Here is a 14,999-nt window from a genome sequence, read left to right on the forward strand (position 1 = left end):
CATAAGTGCGACAGCGCGCTCGTGAGTTGCACCGAGGAGGAGCCCCGATGGTCTTCGACGTCACGACACTGCATGGCCGCCGGGCCGACCAGCGGTTCAACCGCATGGTCGTGGGCGACATCATGGAGCGATTGACCTGGAGCGAGCCGGATCGGACCGCGTTGGTCGGCTGGGCCGGGGCCTTCGCGAGCCCGGAATTCGAGCGACTCAGCTACCGCGACGCCGATGCGGCCGCCAACCGGGTCGCCCACGCCCTGCGGGCCGAGGGACTCGAGCGCGGGGACCGTGTGCTGCTGTACTGCGAGAACTCGATCGAAGCCGTTGTGCTGCTGTTCGGGATCGCCAAGGCGGGGCTCATCGCCGTGCCGGTCAACCCGAATCTCGCCCCGGATGTGCTGGCCTGGGTGATCGAGCACGTCGGCGTGCGGTTCGCGGTGGTCGACGGCGAATTCGGAGCGCGTGTCACCGAGGTACTCGACGCGGCCGGGCTGCGGGTCGGCGTCACCATCCCGATCGGCGGTCCGCCGATCGCCGACAGCCGCGCGTTCGCCGACTGGATCGCGGGCATGCCCGACACCGAGGTCGAGGTGGATCTGCACGCCGACGACATCTGGAGCCTGGTCTTCACCTCGGGCACCACCGCCATGCCCAAAGCGTCGATGACCTCGCACACCTACTCGTACATGTCGGCCTTCAGCTACGCCATGTCGCTCACTCGCGGCCTCGAGTACGAACGCGGCCTGGTCATGTGCACATTTCTGCCGATCCTGTACCACTGCGGACACAATTCGACGATCCTTCCCGCACTGCTTTCCGGCGGGACGATGGTGCTGGGCCGCCGCCCCGACACCGCCGGACTCGCCGCGGCCATCACCCGAGAACACGTGACGGCAGTGTGGGCCGGTTCGCCCTCATGGGTGCAAAAACTGGCGGACACCGCACTGGACCACGACGAGTACGACCTCACCAGCCTCACCGTCGCCATGTTCTCCTGGGGCGCGGCGCGACCGGATATGGGCGAGCGGCTGCGGCGCGCATGCGGTGACCGGGTCCACATGCTCGAGGTGTTCGGCCAGACCGAGTCGATGTCGTGCTACCGCTTCTGGCCCGACCGGCATCCGGACAAATTCGAACAGAGCCTGCACGGCGTCAACCACGTCGGCACGCCGAACCCCTTACTCGCGGCCGACATCATCGACGCCGACGGGCAGAGCCTGCGCGGCCGCCCGGGCGAACCGGGCGAAGCGGTGTACCGCAGCCCGGTGCTGACAGCCGGCTATTACAAAGACGAGTCCGCCACCGCGCAGGCATTCCGCGACGGCTGGTTCCACTCCGGCGACAGCTGCGCCTACGACGAAGACGGCATGCAGATCATGGTCGACCGCTACAAGGACATCGTGAAATCCGGCGGTGAGAACATCTCCAGCCTCCGCGTGGAAAGCGTGCTGGCCGCCCATCCCGACATCGAACGCGTCGCCGTCATCGGCGTACCGGACCCCGACTGGGGCGAACGAGTGACCGCGGTGGTGAGCCTGCGCGAGAATTCCGCTCCCGACACCGCCGAGCTGATCGCATTCGCCCGCGCGCGCCTGGCCGGACACGAAGCACCCAAGCAGATCGTGATCGTGGACCAGATGCCGGAGACCGTCGGCGGCAAGATCATGAAATACAAACTGCGCGAACAGATCGCGAGCACCACCGACGCGAGTCGGACGTAAGGTCTCCGGCGGACGGGACGCCCCATCCACCCGAGACTTCACGGGAACCGAGCCGAAGGGGGCCAGATTTTGCCGCCTGAACCCGGCGTCAGGCTCCGAGATCGGCCGGGTTCATTTGCTCGAACGCGTCGGCGACGGCGGGGTTGGCCGCGATCATCTCGTCGGCGAACTGCTCACCGGTGACGCGGTATTGAGTGAGGTCGCTCGAATCAGCCGCGAGTTCGTCGGCCACCTGCGCCCAGCCTTCGGGGGAACTCTCCGGCGCTTGGACCCGCGGCAGTCCGGAGAGGACCAGACGCCCGGCGCGCCCGCCGCTGACCTGGAAGAAGTCGCCGTGGACCCGGGTGTCCTGGTGGGCGAGGTAGGTGATGAAGGCGGCGACGTGCTCGGGGCCCATGCCGTCGCGCAACGTGCTGATGATGTCCGGGTTGCTGTAGGCGCCCTCGGTCATCGGCGTCCACGCGGTCGGCATGATCGTGGTGACCTGCACGCCCACCCGATCACCCTCCATGGCCAGCGTGTTCCCCAGCGCCCAGATCGCGCCCTTGGCCGCGCCGTAGGCCGACGCTCCCGGGTTGGCCAGCACGCCGCTGGAGGAGATGAGAATCAGCCGGCCCGAGCCGGACTCGACCAGGTGCGGCCAGGCCGCCCGGGACAACTCGACGGCGCCCTTGAACGAGACGTCGAAAACCCGCCAGAACTCCTCGGGCGGCTGCTCCGCGAACAGGCCCACTCGGATGATCCCCGCATTGCTGACGACGACGTCGAGCCTGCCGTACGCGTCGAGCGCGGTGCGCACGATCGCCTCGGCCTCGCGCGCGACGTCGTGCAGATCGACGACCGCGGTTCCGCCCTGCTCACCGATCTCCCGGACGACCTGCTCGGCATGTTCGCGTGACACGTCGTTGACCACGACGCGCGCGCCCCGGGACGCCAGCGCTACCGCGTGCGCCCGCCCCATGCCCTGTCCGGCACCGGTCACGATCGCCACCCGATCCTCGAAATCCACCATGATCGCTCCACCTTCACTGGTCGTATCGCCTCACCCACGGAATTGTGGGACTCAGTTTCACAATACGCCTGGCCGGTTGGTTAGGGTCATTGTGTGAGCAGTGACGGCGATTCCAGGGCGACGCGAGGCCGACGGCCGGCATCCACGGCGGAGGCGGTCGAGCAATCGTCCATCGAACTGCTGCTCGAACGCGGTTACGACGCGGTATCCGTGGACGAGATGGCCGCGGCGGCGGGGATCGGGCGGTCGACGTTCTTCCGGTATTTCGGCACCAAGGCCGCGGTCGTGTGGTGGGGCTTCGACAAGGCGCTCGCCGAACTCGAGACCTCCTTGCGCACGGCGGACCCCGACCTCGACATCATGGTCGCCATCCGTGCGGCCGTCGCCGCATCGGTCCGCGCCGGAGTCGATGCGCGCGGGGTCTGGTGGGAGCGGTTCGTACTACTCGACACCGTGCCGGCGCTGCGGGCCGAAGCGGTCGACCGCTGGGAGCGGTGGACCGGACAGATCGCGCAGTTCGTGGCCGGGCGGATGGGGTTGGACGGCGGCCATCCGTTCCCGGTCGCGATCGCCGCGGCACACCAGGGGGTGTACCTCGCCAGCCTGCGCAACTGGCAGGGCCGCCCGGGCGACCCCGAAGCGATGCTCGAACAGATGCTGGACTCGTTCGAAGTGGTCGGTGACGCCCTGCGCGGACTTCTCACACCTCCCGCCGGCTCGTAACCACCCCGTGGAGCGGCACGCAGGGCGGCGACCGCGGATCAGCCCGCCGAATAGTCGTCGACCACAACGGGTTCGGTGTCGGCTATCCAGGTGATCCGCTCGACGCGCTGCGAAAAGGAATGGCTGGCGAATCCGATGTCATCCTCTTTCGCGATCCGCCATTCGTCGGTCTTGCGCATTTCCTCGAGCACCTCCTCCGATTCGAGCTTCATGATGACGTAGGCGTCTGGGCGCGGCCGCTCCTGAGCCTGCCAGGTCGGAGTCGGCTGCTCATTGAGAAAGGTCTCGTACCAGAGAATGCCCGGAATCTTCTTTCCCAGCTGGGCATGCACCTCGCGGTAGTGTTCACGGAATTGTTCGGGTGTCGTACCGGCCCAGCGGTAGACCTCGAACATGAGAGTCGGGCGGTATGGCGTGGTCATGTCACATCCTTCGAATCAGTGCTTGTCTGCGGAGAAGAACCGCACGGGTACTTTCGTGAAGCCGAAGCCCTGCATGTTGTCCGCGACCTCGGGCGGCGCGGTCGGCTCCAGAGTCTCCACGTGCGCCAGCATCGCGGTGAGGACGGCCCGGGTCTCCATGCGCGCGATGTGCTGGCCGAGGCAGGAGTGAATGCCGACGCCGAATGTCATATGCCCGGCGACATTCTCCCGGCGAATGTCGAAGACATCCGGGTTCTCCCAGAAACTCGGATCCCGGCCACCACTGAGCCACATCATCATCACCGGGGCGCCCTCCGGGACGAGGAATCCGTCCACTTCGGACTCCACCGCGGCGACGCGTCCGGTGTAGCGCACCGGCGGGTAATAGCGCAGCACCTCCTCGATCGCGTCGTCGAGCAGAGCGGGGTTCGCCTTGAGTAATGCCCACTGATCCGGATTGTCAGCGAAGGCACGGATCGAGTTGACGATCGATCCGATGGTGGTGTCGAAACCGGCCGCGAAGATGAGCTTGACGAGTTGCTGGCCGTCCTCCTCGCTCAGCCTGCCCTCGTCGACCATCGTGTACACCTGTTTGCCCCAGCCCCGCCGACCGGCCGTCTCCCGCTGGGTATTCCGCTCGACCCACTCGAGCGCGGGCGCGCCGATGGCGTGCTTGCGGAAATAGAGGTCGTTCTTGGGTGCGGTCGAGTTGAGCGCGGCATCGGCGAAATGCTTCAGCAGCTCACGGCCTTCCTCGGGAGCGCCCAGTGCGTCCAGGAACACCTTCGTGATGAATGCCGTGCCGATCGAGGCGACCGCGTCCAATTCCACCGAATCCTCGGTCATCACTCCGGAAACGAGGCGCTCGGCCTCATCGTGAAAAGTCGCGTCCAGCGTTCGCAGGCTTTCCTTCGAGAATAATTCGAGAGCCAGTTTCTTGATCGCGGTGTGCTCGGGTGGATCCTGCATGAGCATCAGCGGCGGCTTGAAGGGCGACGGGTCGGCGAAGGCTCGCGACTTGCTGGAGAACTTCTTACGGTCGCGTCCCACCCGGCGTAATTCGCTCTGCCGTGTCACCGCGTACACGTCGTATTTGGCCAGGTGGACGACCGAGGCGTACTCGCGCAGTTCGCCGTCGTAGCGGATCGGATCGGCGAGCGCCTCGGTCGTGAACGGGTCGTAATCGCTCACCGGGACCGCACTCGGCGGGTTGCTGGTCGTCATGGTCGCTTCTTTCTTGCGGTACGGGTGAATATGCCTATCGCCGACGGCTTTACAGCTCGAGTACGAGGCGGGACGCCTTCGCGCGGGACACGCAGATCATCATCGAGCTGTTCTCGTCCTTTTCTTCTTGCGTCAGAACGGAATCGCGATGGTCGGCCACTCCGGCCAGCAACGCGGTCTCACAGGTCCCGCACATTCCTTCGGCACACGAGGAAAGAACGTCGATCCCGGCCTCGGCGACCGTCTCCAGAATCGACTTGCCGGGCGGCACGGTCAGCACGAGATCACTGAGTGCGAGCTCGACCTCGAATGCCTCGTCCGGATCGGAGCGGATTCCTTCGACCGGAGTGAACCGCTCGAATCGCAGTGCGCCCTGCGGCCATTGCGCCGCAGCGGTCTCGACGGCCTCGAGCAACGGCGTGGGGCCGCAGCAGTAGATCAGCGTTCCCTCGGCGGGTTCGCCGACCAGCGAGGCCAGGTCGATGAGACCCTGCTCATCCTGTGGGACGAGCGTGACGCGCTCGCCGTACCGGGCCCGGAGTTCGCGGGCGAACGCCATCGACACGGCGGTGCGACCGCCGTAGGTGAGCGTCCACGGCGTTCCGGTGCGGTCGGCCTCGGCGAGCATGCCGGTCAGGGGTGTGATGCCGATTCCGCCGGCGATGAACACGTACCGGTTGGCAAGAGCTAGTTCGAAATGGTTACGCGGCCCCCGCACGCGAACCGTGGCGCCCGGATGTAACTGCTCGAAGACGCGCCGGGATCCGCCTCGCCCCTCGGCTTCCAGGAGCACCCCGATCCGCCATTCCGAGGCATCGGATACCGGTCCCACCAGCGAATACTGCCGAACCAGGTCGTCGTCGAGCACGAGGTCGACATGCGCCCCGGGTGTCCAGTCGGGCAGCGGCGCGTTGTCGGGGCGCCGCAACCGGAGCCCGATGACGTTCTCGGCGAGTTCCTCGCGTCCGGCCACCTGCAATTCCAGCTCGACGTCGGTCTGCTCGCTCATACCTCCAGCCTTTCTCTCATGGTTTTGCCTGCCATCGGCAAATCCGTAACCGATCTCTCAACGGACCATGGCCAAGCCGCCATTGACGGAAATGAGCTGCCCGGTGATGAATCGCGCGCCGGACCCAGCCATGAACACCATCACCGGGCCGAGATCCTCGTCGACATCGCCCAATTCGCCCCCCAGCGGCACGGTGGAATACACGCTGCGACCGTCCGCTCCGCCCGCGTCCGTCATCGGCGTTTTCATCGCGGGGACAATGCAATTGGCCCGGATACCGTATTTGCCCCACTCGCCCGCGATGGCGCGAGTCCAGGACATCACCGCGCCTTTCGACGCGGCATATGCCGCGATACCGGGCATCGCGATCAAGCCCCCGTCGGAACCGATATTCAGGATCGTGCCACCGGATTCGCGGAGGTACTCGAAGGCCGCCTGGTTGGTGTGGATCGTCCCGAACACATTCACCCCGAACACGGCGTCGAGATCTTCGTCGGTGAACTCCTCGGGACGCTTGCGCCGTTGAATTCCGGCCACGGTCGTCAGCACATCGAGCCCGCCGAGCCAGGAAATCGCGTCCGAAAAAGCGGATTCGACCTCGCTCCGTGAGGTGATGTCGCAGTGGTAGGCGCGGGCAGTCCCCGGACCGACCGCATCGGCCTTTTCCACGACCTCCTGGGCGAGGTCGTCCTTGATATCCAGCACGGCGACCCGGGCCCCCGCGGCAACGAATGCGCGCAGCGTTCCGGCGCCGATTCCATGGGCCGCGCCTGCGACGACGATCCTGGTTCCCTCAAGCTGCATGGTTTTCCCCAAGGTGCTCACGACCACGGGCTTCCGTGGTTCCGGTCTCTCCGATGACTTGGTATTCCAGACGCGCCTGCTTCCAGCCCGCGTCCGTGCGCACCCACTGCTCCACGTAGTGGACGTAGCGGATACCACTCGCGAATCGCGTCGATACCGACGATGACATCCTCGCCGGGACCGTAGCGGAACTCGCAGTCGGCGGTGAACACCGACAGCATTCCCTCGACGTCGAGGTAGTCCGAATAGCGGCAGTAGGCGGCCTTGGCCTCCATGATCGCGAGGCGATCCGCGGTCTGCCGCAGCAATGTTTCCATGGTTTCCACTGCTCTCCCGGATGTGCGAATTCAGCCGTACCACCGCAGAATATTGGCGCGCACACAGGAGAATCGAGGCTTTCCTCATCCCGGAAAGCTCGTGCCCGGCGCCGAATTCGCTGTCACGCTGGCTGCTGACGCAGCTCGGCTTATTCACCTCAGGAGGACAGGGTGTTACCGCCCGATGTTATGCATGCCTATCGGATCACCGACTGGGGCCGAGGCGAGTTCACGAATGTGCCGGTGCCCGAACCCGGCCCGGACGAGGTTCTGCTCGAAGTACGCTCGGCCGGTCTGTGCCGCACCGACCTGAATATCCTGTCCAGCGCGGGCGGATACTGGCCCGAGCCACCGTTCACCCTCGGCCACGAGATCGCCGGCGTCGTCGTGGCGCTGGGACCGGGCTCGCCTACGGTCCGAGTAGGTGATCCGGTGCTCGTGTCGGCGGTGTATTCCTGTGGGGCATGCGGCAGATGCCGGCGCGGACGCGATCACGAGTGCCAGCGCATGACGCATATCGGCTACGGCGTCGGGCTCGACGGCGGACTGGCCCGGTACATGGTCGCCAAAGCCATCCATCTCGTCCCGCTCGGTGCGCTGGATCCGCGGCGCGCGGCCCCGCTGGGCGATGCGGCCGCCACGGCCTTCCACGCGGTGACGAGCGCGAAAGAATCGCTGTGGCCCGGCGCCACCGCGGCGGTGATCGGAATCGGCGGCCTCGGCGGATACGCGGTGCAGTTTCTCGAACAGCTCACCGGCGCATCGGTTCTCGCCGTCGACACCGTGCCCGACCGGCTGGAGCTGGCCCAGCGGTACGGCGCCGAAGACGTGCGGTTGTTCGGCGCGGACACGCCTGCGGCGCTCCGAGATTTCGGACAGGGCGCCATCGATGTGGTGTTCGATTTCGTCGGCAGCACCGCCACGGTGACCGCGGCGCTGGATGCCATCGGTGTGGGCGGGCGCATCATCGTGGCGGGCATCGGCGGCGCGGAGGTGTCACTCGGCTGGGAACGGATGCCGCGCAACTCCCGCTTCGAGAACACCCGGGGATACACCCGGGCCGACCTCGAGGACGTCGTCGCCCTCGCCGCGGCGGGCCGGATAGACCTTCCCCAGACGCACTACTCGTTCAGCCGGGTGGAGAACGCACTCGATGATCTGCGCGCCGCGCGGGTGGCGGGCCGCGCGGTGGTATTGCCCGACGACTGAGGCCACCGTGCCCGCTCAGCCACGCGTGTAGACACTCTGCAGCTCGCGGCTCGCCGCGTAGAGCGCGTCTACGATCCGTTTCTCCCACTCGGAATCCCGGCCGCCCCGCTGGAGGTCGGCCAGCCACGCGCTCACCGAAATCGCCACGGGCACGCGGGCTTTCGAGACCGGGCGGGCGAAGCCGACGACTCCGCGCTCCGATTCCTCCACGTTCCTCGCGTAACCCGTCCGGCGCACGGTCTGCAATTCCGCCAGGAGCAACTGCCGATCACCGATCGCGGCCGGTGTCGGCTTCGGCAGCGCGCGCCGCGGATACATCTTCCGGAGTTGCTCGGGCGTCGAGATCGACAGCAGCGCTTTGCCTGCCGAGGTCACGTGCGCGGGCATCCTCGTGCCGACCCTGTTGCCGATCGCCCTTCTCGCCTTCGGCGTCCAGTGGTGGATGTACCGGGCGTCCGGCCCGTCCAGGACACAGATGTGGGCCGTCATCCCCGTCGATTCGCCCAGCTCTTCGACGAGCCGCCGCGAACGCGCGACCAGGTCGATCTCGTCGGACATGGCCACCATCCGGGGGCCCGGCAGATAGCGTTTCGTGTCCTCGTCCTGCAGGACGTACATCCGCCGCCCCAATGTCTCCAAGACGCGGTGAATCGTCGACGGCGCGACACATAGTTGCTCCGCAACCTCCGATACGCCGACGTCTCCGCGATCGACGAGTATGTCGATGATTTCCAGCGTGCGATCCACGGACAGCAGGGTCATCGCGACCCCCGGATTCGCGGGGACGCACAGCGCGCAGTGAACATCTCGAATGCTCCTTTGCATCTCACTTCGGGCTGTTCCCAGCCGGATGCCCCCGACCACGAGAATACCGCGCGACACCACATAATGGAATCATCTTCACAATTATCCCTCTATGTGAAATAGTCCAGGTCATGAAGGAGCTGAAGACCCTGCGCAACGGCTTGGCCCTGCTTCGTCTGCTGGACGGCCGCGAGGCCTCGACCCTCACCGACCTCGCCAGGGAACTGCAGCTCAGCCCCTCGACGGCGCATCGGATCGCCAGCACCCTGCGCGCCGAAGGGTTCGTTCAGCAGGATCCGCGCACCCGCCGGTACCTGCTCGGCGAGGGCATCGCGCTGGGGCGGTCGGGTTCCGAACTGGATCGGTGCCTCGACATCGCGCCGGACCACCTGGCCAGCCTGCGGGACTCCACCGGGGAGACCGTGCACCTCGGACAGCGGACCGGACGTCAGGTGCGGTTTCTGCTGGCCGTCGAATCGAACCGGCAGGTGCGCGTGGCCAGCAGCGTGGGACGGACCCTGCCGGTGCACGCCACGGCGGCGGGGAAGATCCTGCTCAGCCGGATGTCCGACGCGGAGATCAGGACGATGCTCGGCGACGAGCTGGAACCGCTGACGGACAACACCCTCCGGACGACCGACGCTCTGCTGGAGGAGATGACGCGGATCCGGGAGAACGGATACGCGGTCAACGTCTCCGAGACCGACCTGGGTTTGTATACGGTCGCCGTCGCGCTGACAGGCAACGACGGCACACCGCTGTGCGCACTCGCGGTCTCCGCGCCGCTCGCCCGGGTGCGAGCCGATCCGGCGAAACGCGAACCCGCGGTGGAGAATCGCCTCCTGAACGCGCTGCGCCTGTGTGCGGGTGAACTGTCCGCACACCTCCGGCGACAGCCCGCCGGGACGTCAGGCCGCGGGGTCTTCCGCGGCCAGCCGCGCGGCGACGATCCGGCCGAACACCGCGCCCTTCCCCAGTGATGTGCCGGTCATGTACGCCGCACCGTGGAAACCACCGGTGACCTCGCCGATCGCGGACAGCCCAGGAATCACCTCGCCGTCGACGTCCAGCACCCGGCCGTACGGGTCGATCGTCACACCGCAGTACGTCGTGGTCATCAGCGTTTTCGCCGGATAGGCGTAGAACGGCGGCTCGGCCACCGGCACCAGCTCCCCCACGCCGTTGACCAGCGCGCTGCGGCCCTGATCGTCCGGATCTCCACCGGCGATCGCGGAGTTGTAGCGCTCGACGGTCGACACCAGCCCGGCCGGGTCGATACCCGCCAGATCGGCCAGTTCCTCCAGCGTGCCGGCGCGGTAGACGTGTCCGATCTCCTCGAGCATGTCGATGTCGTTGAGCGGCACGCCGGGATGCGACCGGGCCCGGACCACGGCGTCGAAGACCTGGAAACCGAGCCCCTCGGGCTGGGCCAGACACGCCGCGCCGAGGGATTTGTAGGAGATGGACTCGTCGACGAACCGCCTGCCCGCGTTGTTCACGATGATCGCGCCCAGGTAGTAGGCGGTGAGCAACTCGTGGAACTCGATACCGGTATCCGGATGCGAACCGTAGGTCCCGCACACCGCGGACATATCCGCCATGCCCGCGCCGAGTCGCCAGGCCATCCGGAACCCGTCGCCGGTGTTGCCTAGACCGCCGTAGGGGATCGCCGCCAGTTGCTCGGGCGCGAACACGGACAGCAACTCCTCGCTCCGGCTGAATCCGCCCGACGCGATCACCACGCCGCGCCGCGCGGCGAAACGCGCCGGTCCCAGCGGCGTTTCCGCGATCACCGCACCAACCCGTCCGTGCTCGTCGCGGACCAGTTCGGTGGCCCGGTGCTCGAGCAGCAACGTGCCACCGGCTGCGGTGAATCGGTCGGCCAGCTCCGAGATCAGAGTGCGGATCGGGGTGTGATGACTGCGGGCGAAGGACTGCCCGGAGCTGATCTCGATCACCGGGAATCGCGCGCCGTGCCCCTTGAGCCAGCGGTAGGTGTCCCGCTGGTTGTCCAGATACTGCCGCAGCAGCGCGGGATCGTTGCGGTACGCGCCGACTTCCCGCAGATCCGCGAGAAAGGCGTTCGCCGAGTCGCCGACACCCTGCGCCCGTTGCTCATCGGTACCCGAGAAGGCGAAGAAACCACCGCTCATCACGCTGCTGCCACCGACGGCCGAGGTCTTTTCCAGCAGTACCACCGAGAGCCCGTGCTCGACGGCCGACAGCGCGGCCGTCAGGCCCGCTATGCCTGCGCCCAGCACAATCACGTCGTACCCGGTCCGGTCGTCGGTCATATCGTCCCTCTCTCGGTGACTAGGCGATGCCGCCGCGACCGGGGAGTTCGCTTCTCCGCACCGGCCGCGCGTGTGTCCATGATCCGTCCGCCACGCGACGTTGACGCCGGAATTCCGCATCACGGAAACAGCCGGTTCCCCGCGCACGTTCTCCCTTGCGGAACAACGTCAGCGGCTCGCGAGGACGGTCGTAATGTCGCGCGGGAAAGCATCCGAGACCGAGGAGCGGACCGACCTTGAGCAGCCCTTTCCCACTGATGTTCCATCCCACCCTGATCGTCGGCGATCTAGAGGAGGCGGCGGACTGGTTCCGGAAGGTCTTCGGGCGCACCGAGGTGCGCTGGGAGGACAAATGGGACCTGAGCCTGCTGAATCCTGATTACCCGGTGAACTACTCGTACTTCTTCGTCATCGGGGATGTGAGCCTCGATGTGCTGGCCCCCTCGCTGCTGGTACTGCCCGGCGACCGGGAGGCCGTCTACCCGAAAGGCCAAGGGCTGGCCGACATCGCCTGGTATGCCGACGACATCGAGGATCTCGCCGCCCGACTCGAGCGGCACGGCTTCCGCACCCGCGATCAGGAGGGCAACATCATCCGCGACGGCCGGGTGCCCGAGTCCAACCTGGTGGCCGACTGCCCGATGATCTGGTCGCTGCCCGAGGACACCGGGCTGACCTACGAGTACTACCACCTGGCAGAACGGCACCGGCCGAAGTACTCGCGCCTGGCCGACCCCCGGCTCGCCCTGGGCTGGCGGCCCGGCGTGGTGGCCCCCGGGGATCCGCTCGGTGTCGTCCGCTGCGCGCACCACACCGTGCTGACCGAACAGCCGGACCGGGCGGTCAGGTTGTTCGAGGTGCTCGGCGGCGACGCCGGGCCCAGGCGTCACGATGTCCTGCTCGACGCCGACGTCGTACCGGTGCGCTACGCCGACTCCGTCATCGAGTTCGCCACCCCGCGTAGCGCCCCGATCCTGGACGTGCTGACCGGCGCCCCTACCCACACCGACCAGTATCTCGGCATAACCTTCGAGGTCCTCGACCTCGATGCGGTCGAGGCACACCTGAGGAGCCACGGCATCGGAGTGGAACGGGCAGACGATGAACTCGTGACCGATCCCCATACCAGCTTCGGCGCGCGCTGGGGATTCGTCCCCACCGGCCGGAAGGAGTCCTGACATGGCCAAGTTCGTCATCCGCTACGCCTACGACCCCGCCCTCGCCGAGACCCGCGCCGCCCGGCTCTCCGAACACCGCGACTGGCTCGCGGGCCTGGACGCCCGCGGCGATCTACTGACCGCCGGCGCGTTCGCCGACGGAACCGGCGCGGTCCTCGCGATCGCGGCGCCCGACGCCGAGGCAGCGGCGTCCACGATGGACGCCGACCCGTTCTGGACCGGCGGACTCGTCGCCGACCGTTCGATCGACGAGTGGAACGTCCGCTGGGGTCCGCTGGCGTAGCGGAACCGGGGGCTGGACCGCATGTGCTCGGGCCTTGCGATTCAGCCGGGCCCGCCGCCGCGCGCCGGGTACGGCGACTCGTACGCAAAGCACCACTCGACACCGAACCCGGCATCCGCAGGAACCCCCTGGCCCAGCCGAACCGTTGGAGCCGGACCATGAACTCCGGCCCCACAGTTCAGACCAGCCGGGCCTGACGCCGCGCGTCCGGCGGGTATGGCGGCTCGTGTACGAAGCACCACTCGGCGCCGAACCCGTGTTCCGGCGGGATCACGGTCGCATGGGCGGTGTCCTGCGTGGGCACTGCGACGGTGGCGAGATGGGTGCGGACGCGGTCGCGGTCGTCGACCACATAGGTGACTCCCCGGTAGTGGTCGCGTCCGTTCGCGGTCTCGGGGCCGGGCCCGGCAGTGACGGCGATCTCTAGCACCGTGTCGCCCAGTCGCACGAATGTGCTCGCGGCGCCCAGTTCGGCGTTGTCTCCTTCGCCGATGATCTCCCCGTCGAGCAACTCGGTGTACAGCCGCAGCACGCGGGCCGGATCACGGGTGAGCACGGTGTGGTGCGAGGTGTAGTGCAACCCCAGCGGATCGGCAGGATCCGGCACCGGGCCGGCCCAATCCGCCCGCAGCCGCGGGTCGGCCTCCTGCCCGTACTTCGCCCAGTGCCGCTTGCCCGTCTCCTGGAACTCGTACCGGATACCGGTGTCGGCCGGCTCGGTGAAACGCACATCGGAGGCGAACGACGAGCGCGGCGGCGCGGCATCGGTGATCGGGTTGCCCTGCTGGTCATGGGCACGAATCCCGGCTGCGGCCAGCCGGTGGAACAGTTCGACCGCGTCGTCGGTGTACCAGCCGAGCCCGATCATCCCGTCCGGCACATCCCGATAGCGGGTCTGCCCGGACAGCGAGCCGCGCGCGTGCAGGGGCGGGCACAGGAAGACCCAGTGGATATCCGCCACGTTGCGGAACACGCTGGCAGACATGCTGTTAACGCGTCACACGTACATGCGGTCGATCTCGGTCGCGTATTTGCGATCCACCGCGGCACGCCTGATCTTCATCGTCGCGGTCACCTCGTCGGAGCCCGGCCGCCATTCCGCGGTCAGCAGCGCCCACTTGCGGATGGTCTCGGCCTTCGCGAGGACGGTGTTCGCGCCCGCGATCGCCCGATCGATGGCGGCGATCACCTCCGAGTGGCGCGTCAGCTCCGCGATCGACCCGGTCAGACCGCGACTGCGCGCGAACACGGTGAGATTCTCCTCATCGGGTACCAGCAGGGCGGTCACATAGCGCCGCCCCTCCGCGATGGCCACCACCATCGACAGCAGATCGGTGCGCGTGGTCACCTCCTGCTCGATGACGGTGGGAACAACGTTCTTTCCGGTCGCCGTGACCAGCATGTCCTTCTTGCGGCCGAGCAGGAACAGGTATCCGTCCTCGTCGATCCGGCCCAGATCGCCGGTGTGCAGCCAGCCGTCCTCGTCGAGGACTTCCGCTGTTCGCTGGGGGTCGCCGAGATATCCGCTCATCACATTGGAGCCGCGCACCAGCAATTCTCCATCGGGTGCGACCGCACCTTCACACGAATCGAGAAAGATCCCGACCGAGCCCGCCACGAGCCGGTCGGGCGGGTTGACGGTGCACATGATCGCCTCGGACATGCCCCAGATGTTCGAGACCGGACTGCCCAGATCGGCGAAGAAACCCAGCAGTTCCTGGGAGGACGGCGCGGTGGCGACGCCGCGATATTCGGTGGCGCCGAGCCCCAGCAGATCGATCACCGCGGCGTCGGTCAGTTGCGGTTCCGCGGCGCGCAGCGAACGAGCCCGGGCCGCGAGCTTCTCGTAGACCCGGGGCACGCCGAAGAACCGCGTCGGCTGCACCCGGACGATCTCGTCGTAGAGGACGGCCGCGTCCGGCACGCAGTGCACCGTCGAGCCGGTCGCCAGCGCGAAGTAGTAGCTCATGAACCGCTCCGCGATATGGGTCAAGGGCAGGTA

Annotated in this window: 16 protein-coding genes; 6 read left to right on the plus strand and 10 right to left on the minus strand. The window is 67.2% G+C overall.

Annotation, left to right across the window (positions count from 1 at the left end):
- Positions 1-47 precede the first annotated feature (47 nt).
- Positions 48-1,718 (plus strand): class I adenylate-forming enzyme family protein, encoded by a 1,671-nt coding sequence (locus JZ791_RS15355; RefSeq protein WP_216895344.1) that lies wholly within the window; start codon positions 48-50, stop codon positions 1,716-1,718.
- An 88-nt stretch (positions 1,719-1,806) separates the two neighbouring features.
- Here JZ791_RS15355 and JZ791_RS15360 read toward each other — a convergent pair whose 3' ends face one another.
- Positions 1,807-2,730: an SDR family NAD(P)-dependent oxidoreductase gene (locus tag JZ791_RS15360; RefSeq protein WP_216895346.1), complete on the minus strand. Its 924-nt coding sequence runs from the start codon at positions 2,728-2,730 to the stop codon at positions 1,807-1,809.
- Positions 2,731-2,823: 93 nt separating this feature from the next.
- Here JZ791_RS15360 and JZ791_RS15365 point away from each other — a divergent pair, with 93 nt between their 5' ends.
- Positions 2,824-3,453 (plus strand): acyl-CoA-like ligand-binding transcription factor, encoded by a 630-nt coding sequence (locus JZ791_RS15365; protein WP_216895348.1) that lies wholly within the window; start codon positions 2,824-2,826, stop codon positions 3,451-3,453.
- 38 nt (positions 3,454-3,491) lie between these two features.
- Here the strand turns inward: JZ791_RS15365 and JZ791_RS15370 are convergent, their stop codons facing one another.
- Genes JZ791_RS15370 through JZ791_RS15390 form a run of 5 tightly spaced genes read right to left on the minus strand, consistent with a single transcriptional unit; the run spans position 3,492 to position 7,229 of the window.
- Complete coding sequence (locus tag JZ791_RS15370) at positions 3,492-3,875, minus strand: EthD domain-containing protein (RefSeq protein WP_216895350.1); 384 nt, start codon at positions 3,873-3,875, stop codon at positions 3,492-3,494.
- Between the two features lie 15 nt (positions 3,876-3,890).
- The gene (locus tag JZ791_RS15375; RefSeq protein WP_216895352.1) at positions 3,891-5,099 is read right to left on the minus strand and encodes a cytochrome P450; all 1,209 of its coding nucleotides are present in this window, start codon (positions 5,097-5,099) and stop codon (positions 3,891-3,893) included.
- Between the two features lie 49 nt (positions 5,100-5,148).
- Complete coding sequence (locus tag JZ791_RS15380; RefSeq protein WP_216895354.1) at positions 5,149-6,108, minus strand: PDR/VanB family oxidoreductase; 960 nt, start codon at positions 6,106-6,108, stop codon at positions 5,149-5,151.
- 57 nt (positions 6,109-6,165) lie between these two features.
- Complete coding sequence (locus JZ791_RS15385; RefSeq protein WP_216895356.1) at positions 6,166-6,912, minus strand: SDR family NAD(P)-dependent oxidoreductase; 747 nt, start codon at positions 6,910-6,912, stop codon at positions 6,166-6,168.
- Positions 6,913-6,929: 17 nt separating this feature from the next.
- Positions 6,930-7,229 (minus strand): nuclear transport factor 2 family protein, encoded by a 300-nt coding sequence (locus JZ791_RS15390; protein ID WP_216895358.1) that lies wholly within the window; start codon positions 7,227-7,229, stop codon positions 6,930-6,932.
- A gap of 189 nt (positions 7,230-7,418) precedes the next feature.
- Between JZ791_RS15390 and JZ791_RS15395 the strand changes: the two genes are divergently transcribed.
- Complete coding sequence (locus JZ791_RS15395; protein ID WP_216895360.1) at positions 7,419-8,438, plus strand: alcohol dehydrogenase catalytic domain-containing protein; 1,020 nt, start codon at positions 7,419-7,421, stop codon at positions 8,436-8,438.
- Positions 8,439-8,453: 15 nt separating this feature from the next.
- Here JZ791_RS15395 and JZ791_RS15400 read toward each other — a convergent pair whose 3' ends face one another.
- On the minus strand, positions 8,454-9,200 hold the full coding sequence (locus JZ791_RS15400; RefSeq protein ID WP_216895362.1) for an IclR family transcriptional regulator: 747 nt from the start codon (positions 9,198-9,200) through the stop codon (positions 8,454-8,456).
- A 173-nt stretch (positions 9,201-9,373) separates the two neighbouring features.
- Here JZ791_RS15400 and JZ791_RS15405 point away from each other — a divergent pair, with 173 nt between their 5' ends.
- Positions 9,374-10,222, plus strand: a complete 849-nt coding sequence (locus JZ791_RS15405; protein WP_216895364.1) for an IclR family transcriptional regulator — start codon at positions 9,374-9,376, stop codon at positions 10,220-10,222.
- On the opposite strand, the gene JZ791_RS15410 is transcribed toward JZ791_RS15405, so the two are convergent.
- The gene (locus JZ791_RS15410; protein WP_216895366.1) at positions 10,151-11,536 is read right to left on the minus strand and encodes an FAD-dependent oxidoreductase; all 1,386 of its coding nucleotides are present in this window, start codon (positions 11,534-11,536) and stop codon (positions 10,151-10,153) included. The two genes, JZ791_RS15405 and JZ791_RS15410, sit on opposite strands and share 72 nt — an antisense overlap.
- A 236-nt stretch (positions 11,537-11,772) precedes the next feature.
- On the opposite strand from JZ791_RS15410, the gene JZ791_RS15415 reads away from it, so the two are divergent.
- Both JZ791_RS15415 and JZ791_RS15420 read left to right on the plus strand, forming a co-directional pair.
- Positions 11,773-12,714 (plus strand): VOC family protein, encoded by a 942-nt coding sequence (locus tag JZ791_RS15415; protein WP_216895368.1) that lies wholly within the window; start codon positions 11,773-11,775, stop codon positions 12,712-12,714.
- A 1-nt stretch (position 12,715) separates the two neighbouring features.
- Positions 12,716-12,997, plus strand: coding sequence for a YciI family protein (locus tag JZ791_RS15420; protein WP_216895370.1), 282 nt, complete (start codon positions 12,716-12,718; stop codon positions 12,995-12,997).
- A 178-nt stretch (positions 12,998-13,175) separates the two neighbouring features.
- On the opposite strand, the gene JZ791_RS15425 is transcribed toward JZ791_RS15420, so the two are convergent.
- The gene (locus tag JZ791_RS15425) at positions 13,176-13,982 is read right to left on the minus strand and encodes a VOC family protein (protein ID WP_216895372.1); all 807 of its coding nucleotides are present in this window, start codon (positions 13,980-13,982) and stop codon (positions 13,176-13,178) included.
- A 12-nt stretch (positions 13,983-13,994) separates the two neighbouring features.
- A partial coding sequence (locus tag JZ791_RS15430) for an AMP-binding protein (protein WP_216895374.1) occupies positions 13,995-14,999 on the minus strand: 1,005 nt, incomplete at its 5' end.

It is taken from the genome of Nocardia alni (assembly GCF_019038435.1).
GTDB classification, from domain to species: Bacteria; Actinomycetota; Actinomycetes; order Mycobacteriales; family Mycobacteriaceae; genus Nocardia; species Nocardia alni.

Coding starts and splice junctions, on each gene's coding strand:
- JZ791_RS15355 (WP_216895344.1), top strand. CDS start 48: ATGGTCTTCGACGTCACGACACTGCATGGCCGCCGGGCCGACCAGCGG.
- JZ791_RS15360 (WP_216895346.1), bottom strand. CDS start 2,730: ATGGTGGATTTCGAGGATCGGGTGGCGATCGTGACCGGTGCCGGACAG.
- JZ791_RS15370 (WP_216895350.1), bottom strand. CDS start 3,875: ATGACCACGCCATACCGCCCGACTCTCATGTTCGAGGTCTACCGCTGG.
- JZ791_RS15375 (WP_216895352.1), bottom strand. CDS start 5,099: ATGACGACCAGCAACCCGCCGAGTGCGGTCCCGGTGAGCGATTACGAC.
- JZ791_RS15380 (WP_216895354.1), bottom strand. CDS start 6,108: ATGAGCGAGCAGACCGACGTCGAGCTGGAATTGCAGGTGGCCGGACGC.
- JZ791_RS15385 (WP_216895356.1), bottom strand. CDS start 6,912: ATGCAGCTTGAGGGAACCAGGATCGTCGTCGCAGGCGCGGCCCATGGA.
- JZ791_RS15390 (WP_216895358.1), bottom strand. CDS start 7,229: ATGGAAACATTGCTGCGGCAGACCGCGGATCGCCTCGCGATCATGGAG.
- JZ791_RS15395 (WP_216895360.1), top strand. CDS start 7,419: ATGCATGCCTATCGGATCACCGACTGGGGCCGAGGCGAGTTCACGAAT.
- JZ791_RS15400 (WP_216895362.1), bottom strand. CDS start 9,200: ATGACCCTGCTGTCCGTGGATCGCACGCTGGAAATCATCGACATACTC.
- JZ791_RS15405 (WP_216895364.1), top strand. CDS start 9,374: ATGAAGGAGCTGAAGACCCTGCGCAACGGCTTGGCCCTGCTTCGTCTG.
- JZ791_RS15410 (WP_216895366.1), bottom strand. CDS start 11,536: ATGACCGACGACCGGACCGGGTACGACGTGATTGTGCTGGGCGCAGGC.
- JZ791_RS15420 (WP_216895370.1), top strand. CDS start 12,716: ATGGCCAAGTTCGTCATCCGCTACGCCTACGACCCCGCCCTCGCCGAG.
- JZ791_RS15425 (WP_216895372.1), bottom strand. CDS start 13,982: ATGTCTGCCAGCGTGTTCCGCAACGTGGCGGATATCCACTGGGTCTTC.